General features: G+C 55.0%; 14 protein-coding genes, 1 tRNA gene, 2 pseudogenes and 1 riboswitch. Of the genes and pseudogenes, 7 read left to right on the top strand and 10 right to left on the bottom strand.

What is annotated here, in order from left to right; genetic code table 11:
- Positions 1-26 precede the first annotated feature (26 nt).
- Positions 27-1,256: an ROK family transcriptional regulator gene (locus N6V40_RS16875; protein ID WP_262198393.1), complete on the top strand. Its 1,230-nt coding sequence runs from the start codon at positions 27-29 to the stop codon at positions 1,254-1,256.
- Positions 1,257-1,374: 118 nt separating this feature from the next.
- On the opposite strand, the gene N6V40_RS16870 is transcribed toward N6V40_RS16875, so the two are convergent.
- Together N6V40_RS16870 and N6V40_RS16865 are read right to left on the bottom strand one after the other, a co-directional pair.
- Positions 1,375-1,448 (bottom strand) — tRNA-Arg (locus N6V40_RS16870).
- A gap of 65 nt (positions 1,449-1,513) precedes the next feature.
- Positions 1,514-2,080 carry a hypothetical protein gene (locus N6V40_RS16865; RefSeq protein WP_262198392.1) on the bottom strand — a complete coding sequence of 189 codons (567 nt, stop codon included), beginning with the start codon at positions 2,078-2,080 and terminating at the stop codon, positions 1,514-1,516.
- A 180-nt stretch (positions 2,081-2,260) separates the two neighbouring features.
- On the opposite strand from N6V40_RS16865, the pseudogene pcrA reads away from it, so the two are divergent.
- From pcrA to sucD, 3 genes and pseudogenes are all read left to right on the top strand, one after another.
- Positions 2,261-4,635 (top strand): annotated as a pseudogene (pcrA, locus tag N6V40_RS16860) (DNA helicase PcrA).
- A 241-nt stretch (positions 4,636-4,876) separates the two neighbouring features.
- Entirely contained in the window at positions 4,877-6,049 is a 1,173-nt protein-coding gene (gene sucC / locus N6V40_RS16855; RefSeq protein WP_131090320.1) for an ADP-forming succinate--CoA ligase subunit beta, read from the top strand.
- 16 nt (positions 6,050-6,065) lie between these two features.
- Positions 6,066-6,968 carry a succinate--CoA ligase subunit alpha gene (gene sucD, locus N6V40_RS16850; RefSeq protein ID WP_131090319.1) on the top strand — a complete coding sequence of 301 codons (903 nt, stop codon included), beginning with the start codon at positions 6,066-6,068 and terminating at the stop codon, positions 6,966-6,968.
- 191 nt (positions 6,969-7,159) lie between these two features.
- Here the strand turns inward: sucD and N6V40_RS16845 are convergent, their stop codons facing one another.
- The 5 genes from N6V40_RS16845 to N6V40_RS16825 all read right to left on the bottom strand — a co-directional run bounded on the left by N6V40_RS16845 (position 7,160) and on the right by N6V40_RS16825 (position 12,944).
- Positions 7,160-8,710, bottom strand: coding sequence for an MFS transporter (locus N6V40_RS16845; protein WP_262198389.1), 1,551 nt, complete (start codon positions 8,708-8,710; stop codon positions 7,160-7,162).
- 540 nt (positions 8,711-9,250) lie between these two features.
- Positions 9,251-9,541 carry a hypothetical protein gene (locus tag N6V40_RS16840; RefSeq protein WP_131090317.1) on the bottom strand — a complete coding sequence of 97 codons (291 nt, stop codon included), beginning with the start codon at positions 9,539-9,541 and terminating at the stop codon, positions 9,251-9,253.
- 162 nt (positions 9,542-9,703) lie between these two features.
- Positions 9,704-11,413, bottom strand: a complete 1,710-nt coding sequence (locus N6V40_RS16835) for a DEAD/DEAH box helicase (RefSeq protein WP_262198386.1) — start codon at positions 11,411-11,413, stop codon at positions 9,704-9,706.
- Between the two features lie 101 nt (positions 11,414-11,514).
- Positions 11,515-12,609 (bottom strand): hypothetical protein, encoded by a 1,095-nt coding sequence (locus tag N6V40_RS16830; RefSeq protein WP_262198384.1) that lies wholly within the window; start codon positions 12,607-12,609, stop codon positions 11,515-11,517.
- A 5-nt stretch (positions 12,610-12,614) separates the two neighbouring features.
- Positions 12,615-12,944 carry an SWIM zinc finger family protein gene (locus N6V40_RS16825; protein ID WP_262198382.1) on the bottom strand — a complete coding sequence of 110 codons (330 nt, stop codon included), beginning with the start codon at positions 12,942-12,944 and terminating at the stop codon, positions 12,615-12,617.
- 190 nt (positions 12,945-13,134) lie between these two features.
- Here N6V40_RS16825 and N6V40_RS16820 point away from each other — a divergent pair, with 190 nt between their 5' ends.
- Complete coding sequence (locus N6V40_RS16820; protein ID WP_262198380.1) at positions 13,135-14,313, top strand: LOG family protein; 1,179 nt, start codon at positions 13,135-13,137, stop codon at positions 14,311-14,313.
- Between the two features lie 19 nt (positions 14,314-14,332).
- On the opposite strand, the pseudogene N6V40_RS16815 reads toward N6V40_RS16820, so the two are convergent.
- The 3 genes and pseudogenes from N6V40_RS16815 to N6V40_RS16805 form a co-directional block, all read right to left on the bottom strand.
- Positions 14,333-15,435 (bottom strand): annotated as a pseudogene (locus tag N6V40_RS16815) (VIT1/CCC1 transporter family protein).
- A gap of 31 nt (positions 15,436-15,466) precedes the next feature.
- A complete protein-coding gene (locus N6V40_RS16810; RefSeq protein ID WP_262198378.1) occupies positions 15,467-15,733 on the bottom strand; it encodes a hypothetical protein in 267 nt (88 codons plus the stop codon).
- Positions 15,734-15,746: 13 nt separating this feature from the next.
- A riboswitch (SAM riboswitch) is annotated at positions 15,747-15,860 on the bottom strand.
- Positions 15,861-15,945: 85 nt separating this feature from the next.
- Positions 15,946-16,518, bottom strand: coding sequence for a DinB family protein (locus tag N6V40_RS16805; protein ID WP_262198376.1), 573 nt, complete (start codon positions 16,516-16,518; stop codon positions 15,946-15,948).
- Positions 16,519-16,691: 173 nt separating this feature from the next.
- Here N6V40_RS16805 and N6V40_RS16800 point away from each other — a divergent pair, with 173 nt between their 5' ends.
- The gene (locus tag N6V40_RS16800) at positions 16,692-17,255 is read left to right on the top strand and encodes a helix-turn-helix domain-containing protein (protein WP_131090311.1); all 564 of its coding nucleotides are present in this window, start codon (positions 16,692-16,694) and stop codon (positions 17,253-17,255) included.
- A 94-nt stretch (positions 17,256-17,349) separates the two neighbouring features.
- Positions 17,350-17,766: a hypothetical protein gene (locus tag N6V40_RS16795; RefSeq protein WP_262198374.1), complete on the top strand. Its 417-nt coding sequence runs from the start codon at positions 17,350-17,352 to the stop codon at positions 17,764-17,766.
- The last annotated feature ends 65 nt before the right edge of the window (positions 17,767-17,831 follow it).

Here is a 17,831-nt window from a genome sequence, read left to right as displayed (position 1 = left end):
CTACTTTACAGAACAATGGAGTAAAAATGCGACGGGGTACAAATCTAGGCCGCCTGGGTGACTTTAACCAGGCTGTCATTCTCGAGTCGATTCGACGTGCACCTGATGGCATCAGCCGCGTGGAACTGGCAGGTTCAACTGGCCTTTCGCCACAGACCATTTCAAATGTCGTTCGCCGTTTGCTGGATGACGGAATTGTCCGAGAAGACCGCACGATTGTATCCGGCCCAGGTAAGCCTCGCACCGTTTTGGAGCTTGAAGGCAACCGCTTGGTTTCCATTGGTATCCACCTTGATCCTAGCGTTCTCAGCTTCGTTGCGATGAACCTTCGTGGTGAAGTATTGCGCGAGCGTCGCATCGAAGTTCCTAACTTGGAGGTCGCTAACGAGACGATCCAGCTGATGGCCACCACCGTCAAGGAACTTATCGCTGAAATTCGCATTCCAAAGAAGCACATCGTTGGCGTGGGCATCGCAGTTCCAGGTCCAGTCAACGTTGAAGAGGGTATCGTTCTGAACCCACCACTGCTTGATGGTTGGGCTGATGTTGAGCTGGTCAACCCGCTGCGTAAGCTCTTGCGCTTGCAGGTCATCATCGAAAAGGACACCATCGCCTCCGCCGTTGGCGAGCTATGGCAGTCCAAGGAAGAAAAGAACAACGACTTCGTATTTGTTTACTGCGGTCACGGCTTCGGTGCCGGCCTAGTGCTCAATAACGATGTTCACCACGGCGCAAGCAACAACGCTGGCGAAATCGGACACTACTCCACCGGGCACAAGTCGATCATTTGTGAAGAATGCGGTGCTGACGACTGCCTCGCAGCAGGTACCTCGTACGAGTACATTTCTGCCCAGGCCAAGGAACGTGGCCTGGAGCTTCCTACCTACGAAATCGTAGGCCCGGAACAGCGTGCAGAGGGTATGAACCGACTCTACGAACTGGCTCATGAAGGCAACAAGGTAGCCAAGGAATTGGTTACCGGATCCATGACCATGGTCGCTGAAGTTGCAGGTCAGCTAGCCAACTCGTTGGACGTCCGCGAAATCATCTTCGGCGGTCCACAGTGGGGCAAGGTTCGCGAGCTGGTAGAAAACGATGTTCGAGAATCAGTTGAGCGCCGATTCGCTCTGCGCGGTGTTCACGAAATCGAAACTCGCACCTCCGAACTTGGCGCCAATGTAGGAGCCATCGGTGGCGCCTGCGTAGTCATGGATGCTTCGCTTTCGCCAAAGGCGACCGCACTCCTGCTTCGCTAGTCTCAAACTTTATTCTCAGCTAAGGGCACGTTCATCATGAACGTGCCCTTAGCTGTTGCCGTGATACGAAAAGAGCCTTGCTACCAGCAATATTGCGGTAGCAAAGCTCTTTATCTTGTGCCCCTGAGCGGAATTGAACCGCTGGCCTACCCTTTAGGAGAGGGTCGCTCTATCCAACTGAGCTACAGAGGCTTGGGCATGAAAACACCAATAACACTATCTTACTAGGATGCTGAGGGTAAATCTCACCCTTGTTCCTACTCAGTACCCTCTCGGATAGCCAAGATCTTACGCTTTAGTGCACGGTTGGCCCTCACCGCTCCGATGCTCAGTACGAGAGCTGCCGTGATGAAGAGTAGAGCCCACCTAACGGTGGTCAAGATGGAAGCTAGAGCCACTAAGCCAGGGCTGAGTTCACCGGTAAACAGGGCATCAATGGCGAAGTTTTCCCAGATATCTATCAGTGCAAAGCCCAATGGGGCAATCCACGCTAACCAACGGGTTTGGCGATTGGGAATCCAACGAATGAACAACAACATCGAGAAGATGGCCGTGAACATCGGGAACAAGAATCCTGCGGTCTTGTGCAGGTAGTTCAACTGTCCGATGGCGTCAGCATTCATCACAGAACGCAGAGCTTCAATATCTGCGACGGTATAGCCAAAGACTCGCTGATCTGGCATGGACAGCGAATCGCTCAAGTCTTTCATCTGCACCATGGTCAGCAGGTGGTAATAGACAAAAAGGGCCAAACCGACAACTAGACCAACGGATATCAGGAGCATCGGATTCGACTGGTTGTCCTGCGAACCGTTCCTTGCCACTCGTGCTGCAACAGGGTTTGTAGCTCTCTGTTGATCATGAGCATTGAACTGACTCGGTTTGCGATACTCTTTAGTTTTCTTGACGTTCTTTGCCATACAGTCCATTATGCCCGTGCTCTAGCTTGCACTTTTCAACGGCCACCGAAAAGTGTCCTAATCGCCACGTAGACTGGCTACATCATGGATTTTCTTTTTGATGATTTCGCTACGGACACTGCACAACCGGACATGCCTACCGCAGAAGAGCTGTTGGTCGGCATGAATCCCCAGCAGGAGGAAGCCGTACGCTATGCCGGTGGCCCCTTGCTTATTGTGGCTGGTGCAGGTTCAGGTAAGACGCGCGTGCTTACGCACAGAATCGCGTACTTGCTGGCTACCGGTCGCGCGCGCCCTCATGAGATCTTGGCGATTACCTTCACCAACAAAGCAGCCGCCGAAATGCGTGAACGCGCAGCGGAATTGATTGGTCAAGACAAAGCGAAAAAGATGTGGATTTCCACGTTCCACTCCTCGTGCGTGCGTATCTTGCGTCGAGAAGCCCCAGCCATTGGGTTGAAGTCCAACTTCTCAATCTACGATTCAACCGATTCCTTACGGCTGATCACATTAGTGGCCAAGTCATTGGAAATCGATCCGAAGCGTTTCACTCCCAAGGCGATCGCTCATAAAATTTCATCGCTGAAAAATGAGCTCATCGACGATGAGGACTACGCCGCGACCATCAACACCAACGATCCGTTCTCGCGAGCTGTTTCCGAGGTTTACCGTGGATACACCCGCCGTATGCGTTCGGCTAATGCCTTGGACTTTGATGACTTGATTGGTCAAGTTGTCTACATGTTCCGAGCGTTCCCGCGACTAGCTGACAGCTACCGCCGCCGCTTCCGTCATGTACTGATTGATGAGTACCAGGACACCAACCACGCGCAGTACTCACTAATCCGTGAACTCACCGGAATCGAGGGGAGACCACCCCCGGCGAGTTGACTGTTGTTGGTGACTCCGACCAGTCAATTTATGCTTTCCGTGGTGCTGATATTCGAAACATCATCGAATTTGAGAAGGACTATCCGAGCGCCGCAACGATCAAGTTGGAACAGAACTATCGTTCCACCCAGACGATCCTTTCTGCGGCCAACGAAGTTATCAAGCGCAACCCGGACCGCAACGACAAGCGACTGTGGACCGCCAGCGGCGACGGTGAACTGATCACCGGGTACGTCGGTGAATCTGAATCCGACGAGGCTCGCTGGATTGCCGAAGAAATCTTGCGACTTAACGATGAAAACGACGTGCGTCCCGGAGACGTAGCGATCTTCTATCGCACCAACGCGCAGTCTCGTGCCCTAGAAGAGCAACTGATGCGCTTGGACTTGAAGTACCGCGTAGTCGGCGGAACTCGGTTCTACGACCGCAAGGAAATCAAGGATGCGTTGGCCTACCTGCGTGCCTTGGTGAATCCTGATGATGACATCAACGTCCGTCGTATCCTCAACGAACCAAAGCGAGGCATCGGCGATCGTGCCGAAGGCGCAGTGGCCGCCTTGGCTGATCGAGAACGCATCTCCTTTATGGAAGCGCTGCGCCGTTCCGATGAAGCACCTGGTTTGGGCACCCGCGGAATCAAGATGACCGCAGCCTTTGTTTCCTTGATGGATGATTTGCAAACTGTGGCTGAAGGATCAGGACCAGCCGAAGCGCTTGAAGCAGTACTGGAACAAACCGGCTATCTCGAAATCTTGCGTCTATCTACAGATCCGCAAGATGAATCACGGGTGGAGAACCTGGCTGAACTAGTCGCTGTGGTTCGTGACTTCGTTAACGATGATCCTGAAGGTGGTTTGGCCGGATTCTTAGAACGTGTGGCATTAGTCGCCGACGCCGACCAGATTCCGGAAGCGCCCAGTGATGACGAAGGTGCTGCGATGGCTGCGCAGGAAGGCATGGTCACCTTGATGACCCTGCACACTGCCAAGGGCTTGGAATTCCCAGTAGTCTTCCTGACCGGTATGGAACACGGCGTCTTCCCGCATCAGCGTTCAATGACCGACGAGAAGGAACTGGCAGAGGAGCGTCGTTTGGCCTACGTGGGGCTCACTCGTGCTCGTGAGCGCCTGTATCTTTCGCGTGCTGAACAGCGAAGCCTTTGGGGGCAAGCTCAGTACAACCCAGCGAGCCAGTTCTTGGAAGAAATTCCAGAACAGCTCATCGACTGGAAACGCGAGGGTTCCGGTGGCATGGGCTTCGGCTTTGGTAATTCTGCGGTGAATTTCGCCACGAGCAGATATGACCGTGGAACCCATTGGGGTGCTGGCACTTCGTCATCTGCGCCGGCTCGCGGCATGAATGCTGCTCCAGTCTCCAAGCAACGTGTTGTGCAAAATAAGGACATCACCATTCCCAAGGTCGGGCAATCGGTCAAGCATTCCGCGTTTGGCTTGGGAACTGTTCTCGCTTTGGAAGGTGCTGGCGATAAGACGGTGGCAAAGGTGCAATTCCCAGATTCTGAAAAGAGACTGTTATTGCGTTATGCACCTCTTGAAATAGTCGAATAGCCAACCGAGTAATTTAGTTACCTTCGTCACATTAATTTGGTTCTCGGCGGAATTCCCTAGTTTCTCTACGTGTTGTAAAAGTGGGAACTTTGAGAAAGTCGGGATAGTCTGAGAGGTGCGCACGGGCTACGGCGCCTAATGACGTCCGTTTGTTGCGGTGCGCTCTCTTAGGTATGGCATGGATTTCGGTCCGTGGCCATGCCGCGAGTCAGCATGAACTTCGAACGAAGGACACAAACCCGTGGACCTGTATGAGTACCAGGCGCGCGATCTATTTGAGGCACACGGTGTTCCCGTGCTTGCCGGTATCGTCGCTTACACCCCGGAAGAAGCCAAGGCCGCAGCTGAGAAGATCGGCGGCGTAGTTGTAGTAAAGGCACAGGTCAAGGTCGGTGGCCGCGGTAAGGCTGGCGGCGTTAAGGTCGCTAAGACTGCCGATGAAGCTTTCGAGCACGCATCGGCCATTCTCGGTATGGACATCAAGGGCCACACCGTGAACAAGGTCATGATCGCTCAGGGCGCCGACATCGCTGAGGAGTTCTACTTCTCGGTACTGCTGGACCGCTCGAACCGTAACTACCTGGCCATGTGCTCGGTAGAAGGTGGCATGGAGATCGAGGTGCTCGCAGTTGAGCGCCCAGATGCTTTGGCCAAAGTTGCCGTTGACCCAATCGTTGGCATTGACGCCGCGAAGGCTGCCGAGATCGTGGCAGAAGCAAACTTCCCTGAAGAGTTGCGTGCCAAGGTTGCAGAAACCATCCAGAAGCTCTGGGTTGTTTTCAAGGAAGAAGACGCAACCCTCGTTGAGGTTAACCCACTGGTGAAGACCGGCGCCGGCGACATCGTCGCACTTGACGGCAAGGTCTCCCTGGATGACAACGCCTCTGAGGTTCGTCACCCAGCTCACGAAGAGCTGGAAGACAAGGGCGCAGCGGATCCGCTGGAAGCCAAGGCTAAGGCTTCGGGCCTGAACTACGTCAAGCTGGACGGCGAAGTAGGCATCATCGGTAACGGTGCTGGCCTGGTTATGTCGACCCTGGACGTTGTTGCCTACGCTGGCGAGAACCACGGTTCGGTCAAGCCTGCAAACTTCCTTGATATCGGTGGTGGAGCTTCGGCTGAGGTTATGGCTAACGGCCTTGACGTCATCCTGAACGACCCACAGGTCAAGTCGGTCTTCGTCAACGTCTTCGGTGGCATCACCGCATGTGACGCTGTAGCAAACGGCATCGTTGGAGCGCTGAACACCCTGGGTGATGCAGCGAACAAGCCACTGGTTGTCCGCCTGGACGGCAACAACGTTGAAGAGGGTCGTGCCATCTTGGCCAAGGCTAACCACCCGTTGGTCACCCTGGCAGCAACCATGGATGAGGGCGCCGATAAGGCTGCCGAGCTCGCCAACGCAGCGAAGTAAGAGGGATAAGCGAACAATGAGCATTTACCTGAACAAGGACTCCAAGGTCATCGTCCAGGGCATCACCGGCGGCGAAGGCACCAAGCACACCGCCCTGATGCTCAAGGCTGGCACCAACATTGTTGGCGGCGTGAACGCCCGCAAGGCTGGTACCACCGTGACCCACGGTGACCAGGACATCAAGGTTTACGGCACCGTGGCTGAGGCCAAGGCCGAGACCGGCGCTGACGTATCAATCGTCTTCGTGCCACCTAAGTTCACCAAGGACGCAGTCGTTGAAGCTATCGAGGCCGAGGTTGGCCTTGTTGTAGTTATCACCGAAGGTGTTCCAGTACAGGACTCCGCTGAGTTCTGGGCTCTGGCACAGTCGAAGGTTGACGCCGACGGCAACCAGATCACCCGCATCATCGGCCCTAACTGCCCAGGCATCATCACCCCAGGTGAAGCACTGGTTGGTATCACCCCGAACAACATCACTGGCAAGGGCCCAATCGGCTTGGTTTCCAAGTCGGGTACCTTGACCTACCAGATGATGTACGAACTGCGCGATCTGGGCTTCTCGACCGCAATCGGCATCGGCGGCGACCCAGTCATCGGTACCACCCACATTGATGCTCTGGCTGCTTTTGAAGCTGACCCAGAGACCAAGGCCATCGTTATGATCGGTGAGATCGGTGGCGACGCTGAAGAGCGCGCAGCTGATTACATCAAGGCCAACGTCACCAAGCCAGTTGTTGGCTACGTGGCTGGCTTCACCGCTCCTGAGGGCAAGACCATGGGCCACGCAGGCGCCATCGTTTCCGGCTCGGCTGGCACCGCCCAGGCCAAGAAGGAAGCACTGGAAGCTGCTGGCGTAAAGGTTGGCAAGACTCCTTCGGAGACCGCTGTATTGCTGCGCGAAGTTTTCGCAGCTCTCTAAGCTAACGTTTCCAAAACTAATGCCCCGGATCCTCACGGATCCGGGGCATTAGTTTTTGAGGCCAAGATCGGCCAAATCCAAGAGATGCGTTGAAGCAAAGAGGAGAAGGCTGCGAATGATTTCGCAGCCTTCTCCTCTTTGCTATTCAGTTATTGATCTGGCTACTGCTCGTAGCTGCAGCCAGGGGCAAGCTATGGCTGTGGAGTCATGTCCTTACCGGACGGATTACCATCGGCGATTTCCTGCTGGTAGCTTTCCTCCAAAGCGGGAACCTGCTCGAAGAGTTCCTCAACATCAAGGTCAGGGTTTTCTTCCTGAGTCTTGACCAGCTCGATAGCTTCCTCTTCGGTCGCAACCGAAGGAAGCGAGCCAGGCAGTGGCTTACGTGCTGATTCCTTCAGGAAGCAGACGGCGATAAAGCCAGCTACCGACGTACCCATCACCCAGAACGCTGGTGCCAGCGATGACTGGGTCATGGTGACCAGTGCCTGCATGATAAATGGTGCGAAGCCACCGAAGATCGCTACCGCAAAGTTGTAGGAGATACCCATGCCACCGTAACGCGAGGCAGTAGGGAACAATGCTGGCAAGGACGAAGCCAGGTTGGCGACGTAGAAGGTCACTGGGAAGGCCAACAGGGCCAAGCCCACCAAGGTCGACCAGACAGCGCCGTGCATCATGAACAAGAACGCAGGAATGGCCAGAAGAATTGCGGACACCGAACCGATGAACAGCACCTTACGACGACCAATGGTGTCTGAGAGCTTGCCACCCAGCGGGATGCACAAAGACATACCAACAAGGATCGGCAGGGTCAGCAGGTTACCGTGGACCGGGTCATAGTGCAGGGTCTCGGTCAGGTAGGTCGGCATGTAGCTGGTCAGCGCGTAACCAGCAGTGTTAGCGGCGGACACGAGGACGAACCCAGTGAGCAGTTCACGCCAGTAGCTCTTGACCAGGTCAATAACACCCTTAGGCGCGTCCGCCGAGTTCTTAGCGTCCTCGCTCGCGCGGTTGGCAGCCTCCTGGGCTTCTTGGAACGCTGGAGTATCTTCAATTTTTGAACGGAACCACAAAGCGATCACACCCAGTGGCAGCGCCACCAGGAATGGAATACGCCAAGCGAAACCTTCCATGACATCTTCAGTCAGGGTCAGCTGGAGGATCGAAACAAAGGCAGCACCAATGGCGAAGCCCATGTAGGAACCGAGGTCCAGCAATGAGGCGTAGAAGCCACGGCGCTTATCTGGTGCGTACTCGGTAATGAACGTAGTAGCACCTGCATACTCGCCACCGGTGGAGAAGCCCTGGATGAGCTTCAAAACAACCAGCAGGATTGGTGCTGCTACACCCCATACCGTGTAATCCGGGAGGATACCGATGCCGAAGGTGGCTAGTGCCATCATCAGTAGGGTGAAGACAAGAATCTTCTGGCGACCAACGCGGTCACCCATCTGCCCCAGAATTACACCGCCCAGCGGGCGGGCCACGAATGTCACGGCGAAGACGCCGAGGCTGAACAAAGTCTGAATTGCTGGGTCGACGGTGTCCGGCATGAACAACTTGCCGATGATCACGGCCAGGTAGCCGTAGACACCAACGTCGTACCATTCCATGAGGTTACCGACGACGGTACCGCCGATGGCCTTCTTAAACATTGAGTCGTCAACAACGTTGACATCTTCTACTTTTAGACGACGTTTTCTAAAAAACCGTTGCTTGCGTGGATTAGCGGCTTCCATAGCTTCACTCCTCGTATCTTTCTTGATCTTGTCGTTCAGCCGGCGTCTGGGACACTTCGTCAGTGAGTAAAAAATTACTCCGTGCAGTCACAAACAGACACCGGGCGACTCATCGAAATCGATAGATTTCTACTCGAAAAACCGACTAATCCGGGGCTTCGAGTGATGAAACGCTTTAGCGGATAGTTATCTACACTACCAAGTAACCTAATATTTCCCCGAATCGGAGCGTGTCCCACGTCTCATCGACTGAGCCTAATGCGGGACTTTGCACAGCTGACAGACAGGCGAAAACCGTTGAAGGTAATAGGCATGTACGCGAATTGGGCCGGGACGCACACTGCGGTCTCTTTGCGCCGAAAGTGTGGTGAAGGCCTCTAGATGACACGCCGCGAAAAATCGGCGAAGATTGCTTGATTTGGCTTGTGGCAGCACCTTTTGAGGGCGACCCGGACAGTCCGGGACAGCGATGTGTTTCTGTGGATACAAGAATGCCCCAAGTGCACCGATTGGGTGTCTTGGGGCAGACAGTGACGATTCTTAGCCTCGTAGGCCAACAGTCGCTTGAGCGTCAGCATCGATTCGTAGGAACGAGGAACCGACAACCGCGAACGCTCCAGGAATCAATAGCATCCTGTGCTTAGGGTTGTAAAAAATCTCTTCGAGCGGAGAAGCTAAAACCTGATGGACTTTTTCCAACAGGCGATCGTTTTCCAAGGACAAACGTTCCTGTCCTGCCTCGATAACCACACGATCTTTTTCAGTACTGACTGATGCGCGCATCCAGTCATCATCGGGGGTACTGATCGTCTCCGATTTAATCAGGGACACGGTTATTACCGCCTTCATCGTTCGTTTCGCCTGAACGAGGAGCCGCTCAGGCCAGTAACCGCTGGGTGCACTATGTGTGGAATAACGCACATCAACCGTCATAACGAATATATCGTGTCTGGCTAGCAGTCGGCCCCTATTCCGAGAGATTTAATCAACCTGTTACTCGAGCAGCCCTCTAATGTCCTGAGCGGTCAGTGCTTTAGAGAACCCATCGGCTTCATCCATCACTGTTGAGATGAGCTTGCGCTTGCTTTCCTGCAGAGCGACAACCTTCTCTTCGATGGTGCCTTGGGAAATCATCCGGTAGACCATCACTTGGCGGGTTTGGCCAATACGGTGAGTACGGTCAATCGCCTGAGCTTCAACCGCAGGATTCCACCATGGGTCAAGCAAGAAGCAGTAGTCAGCCTCGGTGAGGTTCAAACCGAAACCACCGGCCTTGAGCGAAATCAAGAACAGTGGCGCTTCGCCTTCCTTGAACTGATCAATGACCTTGGAGCGATTGCGCGTATTTCCATCGAGATACACAAAGTTCACGCCACGCTCAGTGAGCTTGTCGGCCAACACCTTCAGGTAGGAAGTGAACTGGCTGAAGACCAAGGCGCGGTGTCCTTCGCCGAGTACATCGTCAAGCTGATCAAAGAGTGCCTCCAGCTTGGATCCGGGGACATCGGCAAGCTCGGGATCAACCAGCGATGGTTCAAGTGCCAACATACGAAGATGGGTCAACGACTGGAAAATGGTGAACCGGTTGCGATCCAGATCCTCAACCAGGTGCAGAATCTTCTGACGCTCACGGTTTAAGTGGGTGTCGTAAACGTGCTGGTGCTCGTCGGAGAGACGAACCAACAGCTGCTGCTCCTGTTTAGGAGGCAGATCCAGAACCACAGATTCCTTGGTGCGGCGCAACATGAACGGCTTGATACGACGCTGTAGCAGCACCAAGGTGTCTTTATCGCCCAGGACCTCGATTGGACGGGCAAACTGACGGTTAAACCGACTGGTGTTCAAGAACAGCGCCGGAGCTACCAAAGACAACAACGCGCCAAGCTCAGAGAGGTTGTTTTCCATCGGGGTACCGGTGACAGCTAACTTAAAATTAGTCTGGAGGTTGACCGCGGTGCGGTGAGCCTTGGTGGAGCGGTTTTTTACGAACTGGGCCTCATCAAGAATCAACCCGGCGAAGCGCTGGCCCTCGTAGATCTCATCGTTGAGGCGCAGCAACGTGTAGGTCGTGAGAATGACGTCGTAGTTTTGAGCCAAGTCGCGCAGCTGATGCGGTGAGCTCATAGTTCCTTCGATGCTCACCACACGCAAGCTCGGAGCGAACCTGTTGATTTCGGTTTCCCAGTTAGAGACCACCGAGCTCGGAGCAACAACCAAGAACGGTGCACGCTCGCGCTGCGCTGCCGGCAACTGGGCGCACGCTTGCTCATCGTCCCACAAACCGTGCGCGTGCAAGATCAGGGCGATGGTCTGAAGGGTTTTACCCAAACCCATGTCATCGGCCAGGATCCCGCCGAAACCGCCTTCATACAGGCGACTGAGCCAGCGGAAGCCTTCAACCTGATAAGGGCGCAGCTGCGCATTCAGCGACTGAGGGACCTCAGCTTGATCTCCCTCGGCAACCCTGAGCAGGGATCGCATGCGCGCAATGAACATGTCTGCGCCATCGATACCTTCGGCGAGCTCATCAAGTTCTTCAAAGATGGAGATCTGGAAGACAGTAAGCTTCAGGTCGCCTTCTTTTGGCTTGTCGTTCAGGGCCTGCGCCTCATCGACTAATGCCTTGAGCTTAGCGAAGAGCGGTTGGTCCAAGGAGAACCACGTGTTATCGGGCAGCTTGATCTTCATCTGGCCGTTGCTCATCGCTTCGACGATCTGCGAGAAAGGAACTGCGTGGTCACCAACGGTGATCAGCAGGCCTAAATCCAGCCAGTCGGTGCGCTCATGATTTACCGCATTGATTTTCAGCTGGGGAGTTCACGCAGCTGACGGAAGACTGGGCGTGTTCCCTTCTCAAGCAGCTTGAGCATTGGAAGCTGTTCGATGGCAGGCAGAATTTCGGAGACAAAGGTAATGACCGATTCACCCGAGTAGAACTTGGGTGCAAGATCAGGATTGCCGTTTCCTGTATGCTCCTGGAAGACTTCATCCACGGCTGCTCGAAGTTCTTCTTCGGCTTCAAAATCATAAACTTCGTGATGATCCGGTACACCCGGGTAGCGGACCTGGAAATCCAGGGTCGCCGAATCATTTGGCTCACCCTTCTCATTCAGATCGCGTTTGTAGGTGACGGTGGCCTGAACAAAAGGTGGCTTCAACGCAGGAAGTTGCAACTCTTCACTGGCGCTGCGTAGGTCAAAACGACGTGCCAAACGAGGGTAGGCCGATTCGAAGAAGTCATTAATCTCTGCGACTGGAACAGCAACCTGCCGGCGGTCTGCGTACCAGCGGCGGTGAGCCTCGGCGATGGGTTCAGTGCTTGGGGCCAGCCAAATTTCATCTGGCTGCCCAAGCTGAGCGTAAAAACCGTGATCAGCAATGACGCCGCTAGGGGAGTCGGCATCCAGAAGTAGATCCTGACCGTCGATGTGCAGGACACCACCGAGCTGCAACTGTTTTTCGTCCAGTGAGGCTCGCATGCTAAATGCGGCAGGGTCGACGATGCGAATGCGCTGTTCGTTGCGTGTTGAGATCAAAGGGATGCCAAGTTCTTGTGCTTGGTCAAGCAAAGGCCACAACAGGTCGGAGGCGTATTCGTCCATGAATAGCCAATCTTCATCAACCTTAAACTGCAGCTGGGTGTCGCTGCGGGCCATGGAAGCAAAACGAGTGAACCAGTGATGCTGTGAGCGCAAGAGATTCCAGCCGTAGGTTTTGAAACCTAGGGTGGTCCAGCGCAACTGGCCGCGAACCCAGCGGCCTTCGGTATTGCGCACCATGGGGCGTACCCCCAAACGGAAACGCTTGTTGCGCGTGGGATGCGGAATGGTTCCAGTAGGCATCCACTGCTGTTGCTGGGTGGTGTTCTTCGAGTCAAAGAGCATGAACTGAAGACCCATGGCCACTACTGGATCATGTTGAGAACCGAGCAATCCGTCAGCTGGACCGGGCTCTGACTCTTCAAACCAAGACCCGATTTGCTGAGACCAAGCAGCCGAGCTTTTTCTTCGGCAACAGGAACCAGGCGTGGCATGGAAGCAATCTTGTTCGACACAATCGCTAGCGCTGCGATGTGTGCACAGATGCCTGGCTTGTCACAGGAGCATTCGCACAGTTCGATCTTCCATTCATCATCGACCTGCTGCACTTGGATCATCGGCGAGAACTCTCCATCGGCGGCTCGTACGGTGCCCTCGATCTGTCCAGTCGTCTCGTCGAATTCCACGTCAACCACGGAATTTTCTTCAGCGGCTAAGTTCTTTCCGTAAAGAAAGGAACATCGCCCAAGAAGGCCAACAAGTGGCGGGCGTCTATGGTTGGTGGAACAGAGTTACTCATCCTCTCATCGTTTCACGTTCCGGCCCGTGGTGAAAGTTGAAGCGCCCCTGTGTGAATAATCCCTATGTATGACGTAGCGTTGTCGCATGTCCCATATCTGGCCTTTTCTTCCGGCGCGCGCGGTGAACATCATTTCACTGATCGAATTTGACCGATTAGCTGCTGAAGCTTTGGCTAATCCCCATGCCCGAGGATACGGGTGGCGGGTGCATCGACTAGATCTGCGTGAGCGCGATTCCATACTGCGTTCGCTGGACCTGTCCGAGGCGATATTTATTGATTGCCAGTATTCACCCGCGGGACGTGAACTGGTTCAGGCCACCGGCGGACTGTGCATGTCTTCAGGCACGCAACTACCTTTTCAGACCAGTGAGCGGGACCTATATACGGCCGCCGAACTATACGCAGGCATTGATGCCAAGCCCTATGAGCAAGTTCCGGACGCACTGATCTACGCCTACTCTCAGCAACACAGCACACCTGAAGTCACCGATAACGACAGTGCCATGGCGACCACCTTCCATGATTACCAGATCTCTCAAGCTCTGGTATCCGAAGTTTACGATGGGGCCTTTAAAGACTCACCGCTGATTGGTGTGATGGGTGGGCACGCGATGACCCGCGGATCTGAGCACTACGCGCAGACCGTGGAACTGGGCCAACTGATTACTCGGGCAGGATGTGCCGTTGCTACCGGTGGGGGACCGGGGGCGATGGACGCGGCCAACCTCGGTGCTTGGTTGGCTGATTATGATCCACAAGATGTCGACGCTGCGTTGCAGATGCTCGCCACGGCTCCAGATGCGATTCACCAGCGCACACAGTGGGCTCGCACTGCGCTCGCCGTTCGTGATCGATTCCCGAGCACCCACCAGTCATTAGGTGTGCCGACGTGGTTCTATGGCCATGAGCCACCGAATTTGTTTGCAACAAAGATCGCAAAATTTTTCACCAACTCTATTCGCGAAGCGATTTTGTTGGAGCAGGCTAACGGGGGACTAATTGTTCTGCCGGGTGCTGCAGGTACGGTGCAGGAAATCTTCCAAGACGCCTGCGAAAACTACTACGCCACCGGCGCGCGTGTGGTGCCCATGGTCTTGCTAGGGCGCGAGTACTGGACTGAAACTATGCCAGCTTGGCCTTTGCTCAAGGCGTTGGCCGCAGACCGGGTCATGGAAGAGAAAATTGCGCTGGTAGATACTGCCGAAGAAGCGATGGAATTTATTGGTTCTATGAGCACGCTACGCCGGCGTACCCGCTGGTGAGACAAATAATTCCTTGGCTCTAGCCCAGCTGTACGTCGAAGATGAGTCCCAAGCAGTAGGTCACTGCCGCAGCTCCCCAGCCGATGGCTAGTTGGCGCAGCCCACGCTTCATCGGGGACGCTCCGGAGAGTAGACCTACGATAGCGCCGGTGAGCATCAAAGCAATTCCGACTAGGGCCACCGAGAGGATCACGGCAGGCAGGCCGCTCATGCCGAAGATATACGGCAGGATCGGGATGACCGCACCGGAAGCGAAGAGCAGGAACGAGGTGCCGGCGGCGCCGGTGGCCGAGCCGAGCTCCTCATGTTCATTCTCCAGCTCTTCGGAACGCTCTTCCGGGTTCAGCGAGAAGGCTGGGTTGCAATCACAGGTGAAGAGGCCCATGCGTTCGGCAGCGCGATGCTCAGCATCTTCATCGTTCATTCCGCGAGCCTTGTAAATCAGTACCAACTCGTTGGCATCCAGATTCAGATCGGGGGCCGCGGTGAGCGTGACCTGGGTAGGCCGGGATGCGGTGAGTAACTCTCGTTGAGAACGCACGGAAACAAATTCGCCAGCGGCCATCGATAATGCTCCGGCCAGCAGCCCGGCAATGCCGGAGAACAAGACAAAAGTGGAAGAAACGCCGGTGGCGCCAATACCCATGATGAGCGCCAAGTTGGAGACTAGACCGTCATTGGCGCCAAATACGGCGGCGCGGAAGTTGCCCGAAAGCTGAGCGCGACCGGCGGTGGCCAAAGCACGCACTACCTCTTCGTGGACCTCTTCGTCGGCGGCCATTTGCGCGGTCGCGTCCTGATCATCGCGGTAGGGGAGCTGCTCTCAGAGCGCTGTGCCATAGCCAAAACGAACACCGAACCGAAGCTAAGCGCCAAAAAACGCAAGATGGTGCGCCTCAAGGAGGGGCGGACCGTCTTGGCGTGGACACCTAGTTTTTGTCGCCAGTGTTCCTCATGGCGTGCTTCGGCCGCGGCCAGACCTAGAAGGATTTGCTTCTCTTGCCCAGTTTTCTTTTGGGCTAGGGTCCGATAGATGGCACCTTCAGCGACCTCGTCGGCCAGATACTTGCGCCAACGTTGGATTTGGGCGCGGGTAGGTTCGGTTGCTGACTGGTTCGGCATCACGAATACAGCTCTCTTGGCAGATAACGGATCAGCTACCCAGTTTAGACAGCGGTCTCAGACTTGGGAATTTGGCAAGACTAAAAGCGATGCTCTGCCCCTCGGGCTGACCGGAGCTAGCAATGGAAAGTACTAGCTGCGAGGTCGCCGGTTCAAAGATCGGGCGGCGCGCGGATCGGGCGATGAGCAATTCTAAGCGAGCTGGATCGCACACGTATCGAATGTGCCATTGGCCCTGGACCTTGAACTGAACTTGTCCGGTTTGGCGGTCGATGATGGGCAGGACGGAATATGCCATGGGATGCGCTCTCACTGAGTTCTTGCCCGGCCACAAAATTGTGAACGGACCGCTTCGTCATCCGAACCACCCATGAATCTGGGGTTGGTGCACGTCAAGTCGGAGCTTTACGCCGTGTCTCGTGAAGCAACACTTGCGATGCTACTCCCGTGCAAGTAAGCCAGTGAAGTCCTAGCCTGAAATATTTCCTTCATCCGCGCTGGACCCAGCGTCTAGCGTCTGGGACAGCTGGTTGATCTTCGTGTACTGCTGTTCCCACTGGGTTGTGGAATACGGGGAAGGTTGGGAGCTTCGGGGCGAAGACCGGTGAAGCCATCAAGCTGTTCGCGCACGATATCAAGGTGCCCGGCGTGCCGGGAGGTTTCAGCGATCATATGAATCATGAGCTGTTCCAAGGTGGTGTGCCGGCGGCGAATCCACCATGGCACTTCGGCCGGTGCATCCAATGGCAGGGACGCGATGCTCTGTTCGCAGAATGCGACCGCCTGTTGATAAAAATCAATGATGTCGCCGGCGGTGAAGTGTGCTGGCGGTAAAAAGTCGGCTTGCGGATCGTCGGAGTCCGTGAGTTCTTGCACATAGGGGTTGTTGATTTCTCGGCCCAGGCACTGGCCGAAGTATCCGTATTCGGTGATGGCCAAGTGATGTACTACGCCAAGAACATGCGTGCCGGTGGGCGTCAGTGGCTTGCGGGCCAAGTGATCGCTCAGTCCCTGAGCTTTATAGATCACCGCGTTGCGGGCGTCGTTGAGGTATTCACGCAAAAGCTCTTTGCTGCTCATCATATGCCGAGTGTAATCAGCCGGCTGCTCAGCGAACAGCAGTTGTTGTGGTGTGCGACATATTTGACGCACCCCAGCTAGGGTCTGTTTACTATTGGTAAACCTGCCTGCTGACTTAGGCAAATGGCAGGAAGACGCCTAGTGCGTCGGAACAACAGAGGCGATGGAGCAAAAATATGAAGACCCTGCCCGTGGAATCAACCGGTGCTGCAATCAATATTGGTTCACGGCTACGCGGGGTGCGCCAAAGGCAGCGGATGACCATCGACCAGGTTGCTGAACTGTCCGGATTGACCAAGGGCTTTCTCTCGCGTGTTGAGCGAGATCTGACCAGCCCTTCGGTTTCAACGCTGCTGAAACTATGCGAAGTGCTCGGCATTGAAGTGGGAACGCTATTTGAAGTGCCTGAAACGATGTTGGTGCGATTGGCCGAAGCGCCACGGGTGTCCCTAGGCGGAGAAGGAATCACTGAGCAATTGGTGACACCGCGTAGCGAAAGGCGGGTTCAGATGATTCGCGCTGAAATCGCGCCCAAGGGTGTTGGTGAAGCCGAACTGTATTCGGTGGACTGTGAACTGGAAGTTTTGCATGTGATCTCGGGGAGGTTCACTTTAGTGTTGCCGGATCAACGCGTTGAACTCCAAGCCGGAGACACTATGACCTTCCCAGGGCGCGAGCCGCATAGCTGGGAAAATGAAGCCGATGAAGTGGCCTTGGTGACGTGGACCTTGATCCTCTAACCGGGGAGCCTTACTCGTGCCGATGCGTTCAAGCGCGTATTCTAAAAAGGTGTGTTCACCGTACGCACATGGTGCGGCGAGCGATAGGAGTGGCGTGAGTACTAGCGAAACAATTGGCACCCAGAACCAGCTACGCTCTATCGGCTGGTGGGCTTCGGTGTTCCTTGGTTTACTCGCGGGCACCACCTTGACGTGGATTCGTACCCAGCGCAACTTCTTTTTCATCGGCGCGGTCATCATCGCTGTGGTGATTGTGATAATCGGAATGCGCACCATCCGGCGGCGTGCACGCTTCCCTCAAATGGCTCAAGCCCATACTTCTTGGCCATATGCCGTCTGGACGATGGTTCTTCTCGTTCTTGTGGGTCCAATTCAGCTGGTTTACGTGGCCGATGATCCCGGTGAACTTATGCTCAAATCTCTCATTCTTTCCACCGGCTTTTGCGTGGCAATCCACGAGCTGGATCGAGCAATGATCAAAGCCACCAGGAAGTACCTTCGCCAAGAATAGAATTTTTAGACGTTCTGCCTTCAGTGCTCAGGATCGTCAAATGCTGCCGTAGCCCCTTGTAGGGC

The organism is Glutamicibacter sp. M10, assembly GCF_025452055.1.
Classification (GTDB): Bacteria; Actinomycetota; Actinomycetes; order Actinomycetales; family Micrococcaceae; genus Glutamicibacter.
Note: the sequence above shows the minus strand (reverse complement) of the source record. Positions and strands in the feature narration are given on the sequence as shown.

Bases quoted from the DNA above. Each gene is read 5' to 3' on its own strand.
- N6V40_RS16875 (WP_262198393.1), top strand. From the start codon at position 27: ATGCGACGGGGTACAAATCTAGGCCGCCTGGGTGACTTTAACCAGGCT.
- sucD (WP_131090319.1), top strand. From the start codon at position 6,066: ATGAGCATTTACCTGAACAAGGACTCCAAGGTCATCGTCCAGGGCATC.
- N6V40_RS16845 (WP_262198389.1), bottom strand. From the start codon at position 8,710: ATGGAAGCCGCTAATCCACGCAAGCAACGGTTTTTTAGAAAACGTCGT.
- N6V40_RS16835 (WP_262198386.1), bottom strand. From the start codon at position 11,413: ATGAGCAACGGCCAGATGAAGATCAAGCTGCCCGATAACACGTGGTTC.
- N6V40_RS16830 (WP_262198384.1), bottom strand. From the start codon at position 12,609: ATGGGTCTTCAGTTCATGCTCTTTGACTCGAAGAACACCACCCAGCAA.
- N6V40_RS16820 (WP_262198380.1), top strand. From the start codon at position 13,135: ATGTCCCATATCTGGCCTTTTCTTCCGGCGCGCGCGGTGAACATCATT.
- N6V40_RS16810 (WP_262198378.1), bottom strand. From the start codon at position 15,733: ATGGCATATTCCGTCCTGCCCATCATCGACCGCCAAACCGGACAAGTT.
- N6V40_RS16805 (WP_262198376.1), bottom strand. From the start codon at position 16,518: ATGATGAGCAGCAAAGAGCTTTTGCGTGAATACCTCAACGACGCCCGC.
- N6V40_RS16800 (WP_131090311.1), top strand. From the start codon at position 16,692: ATGAAGACCCTGCCCGTGGAATCAACCGGTGCTGCAATCAATATTGGT.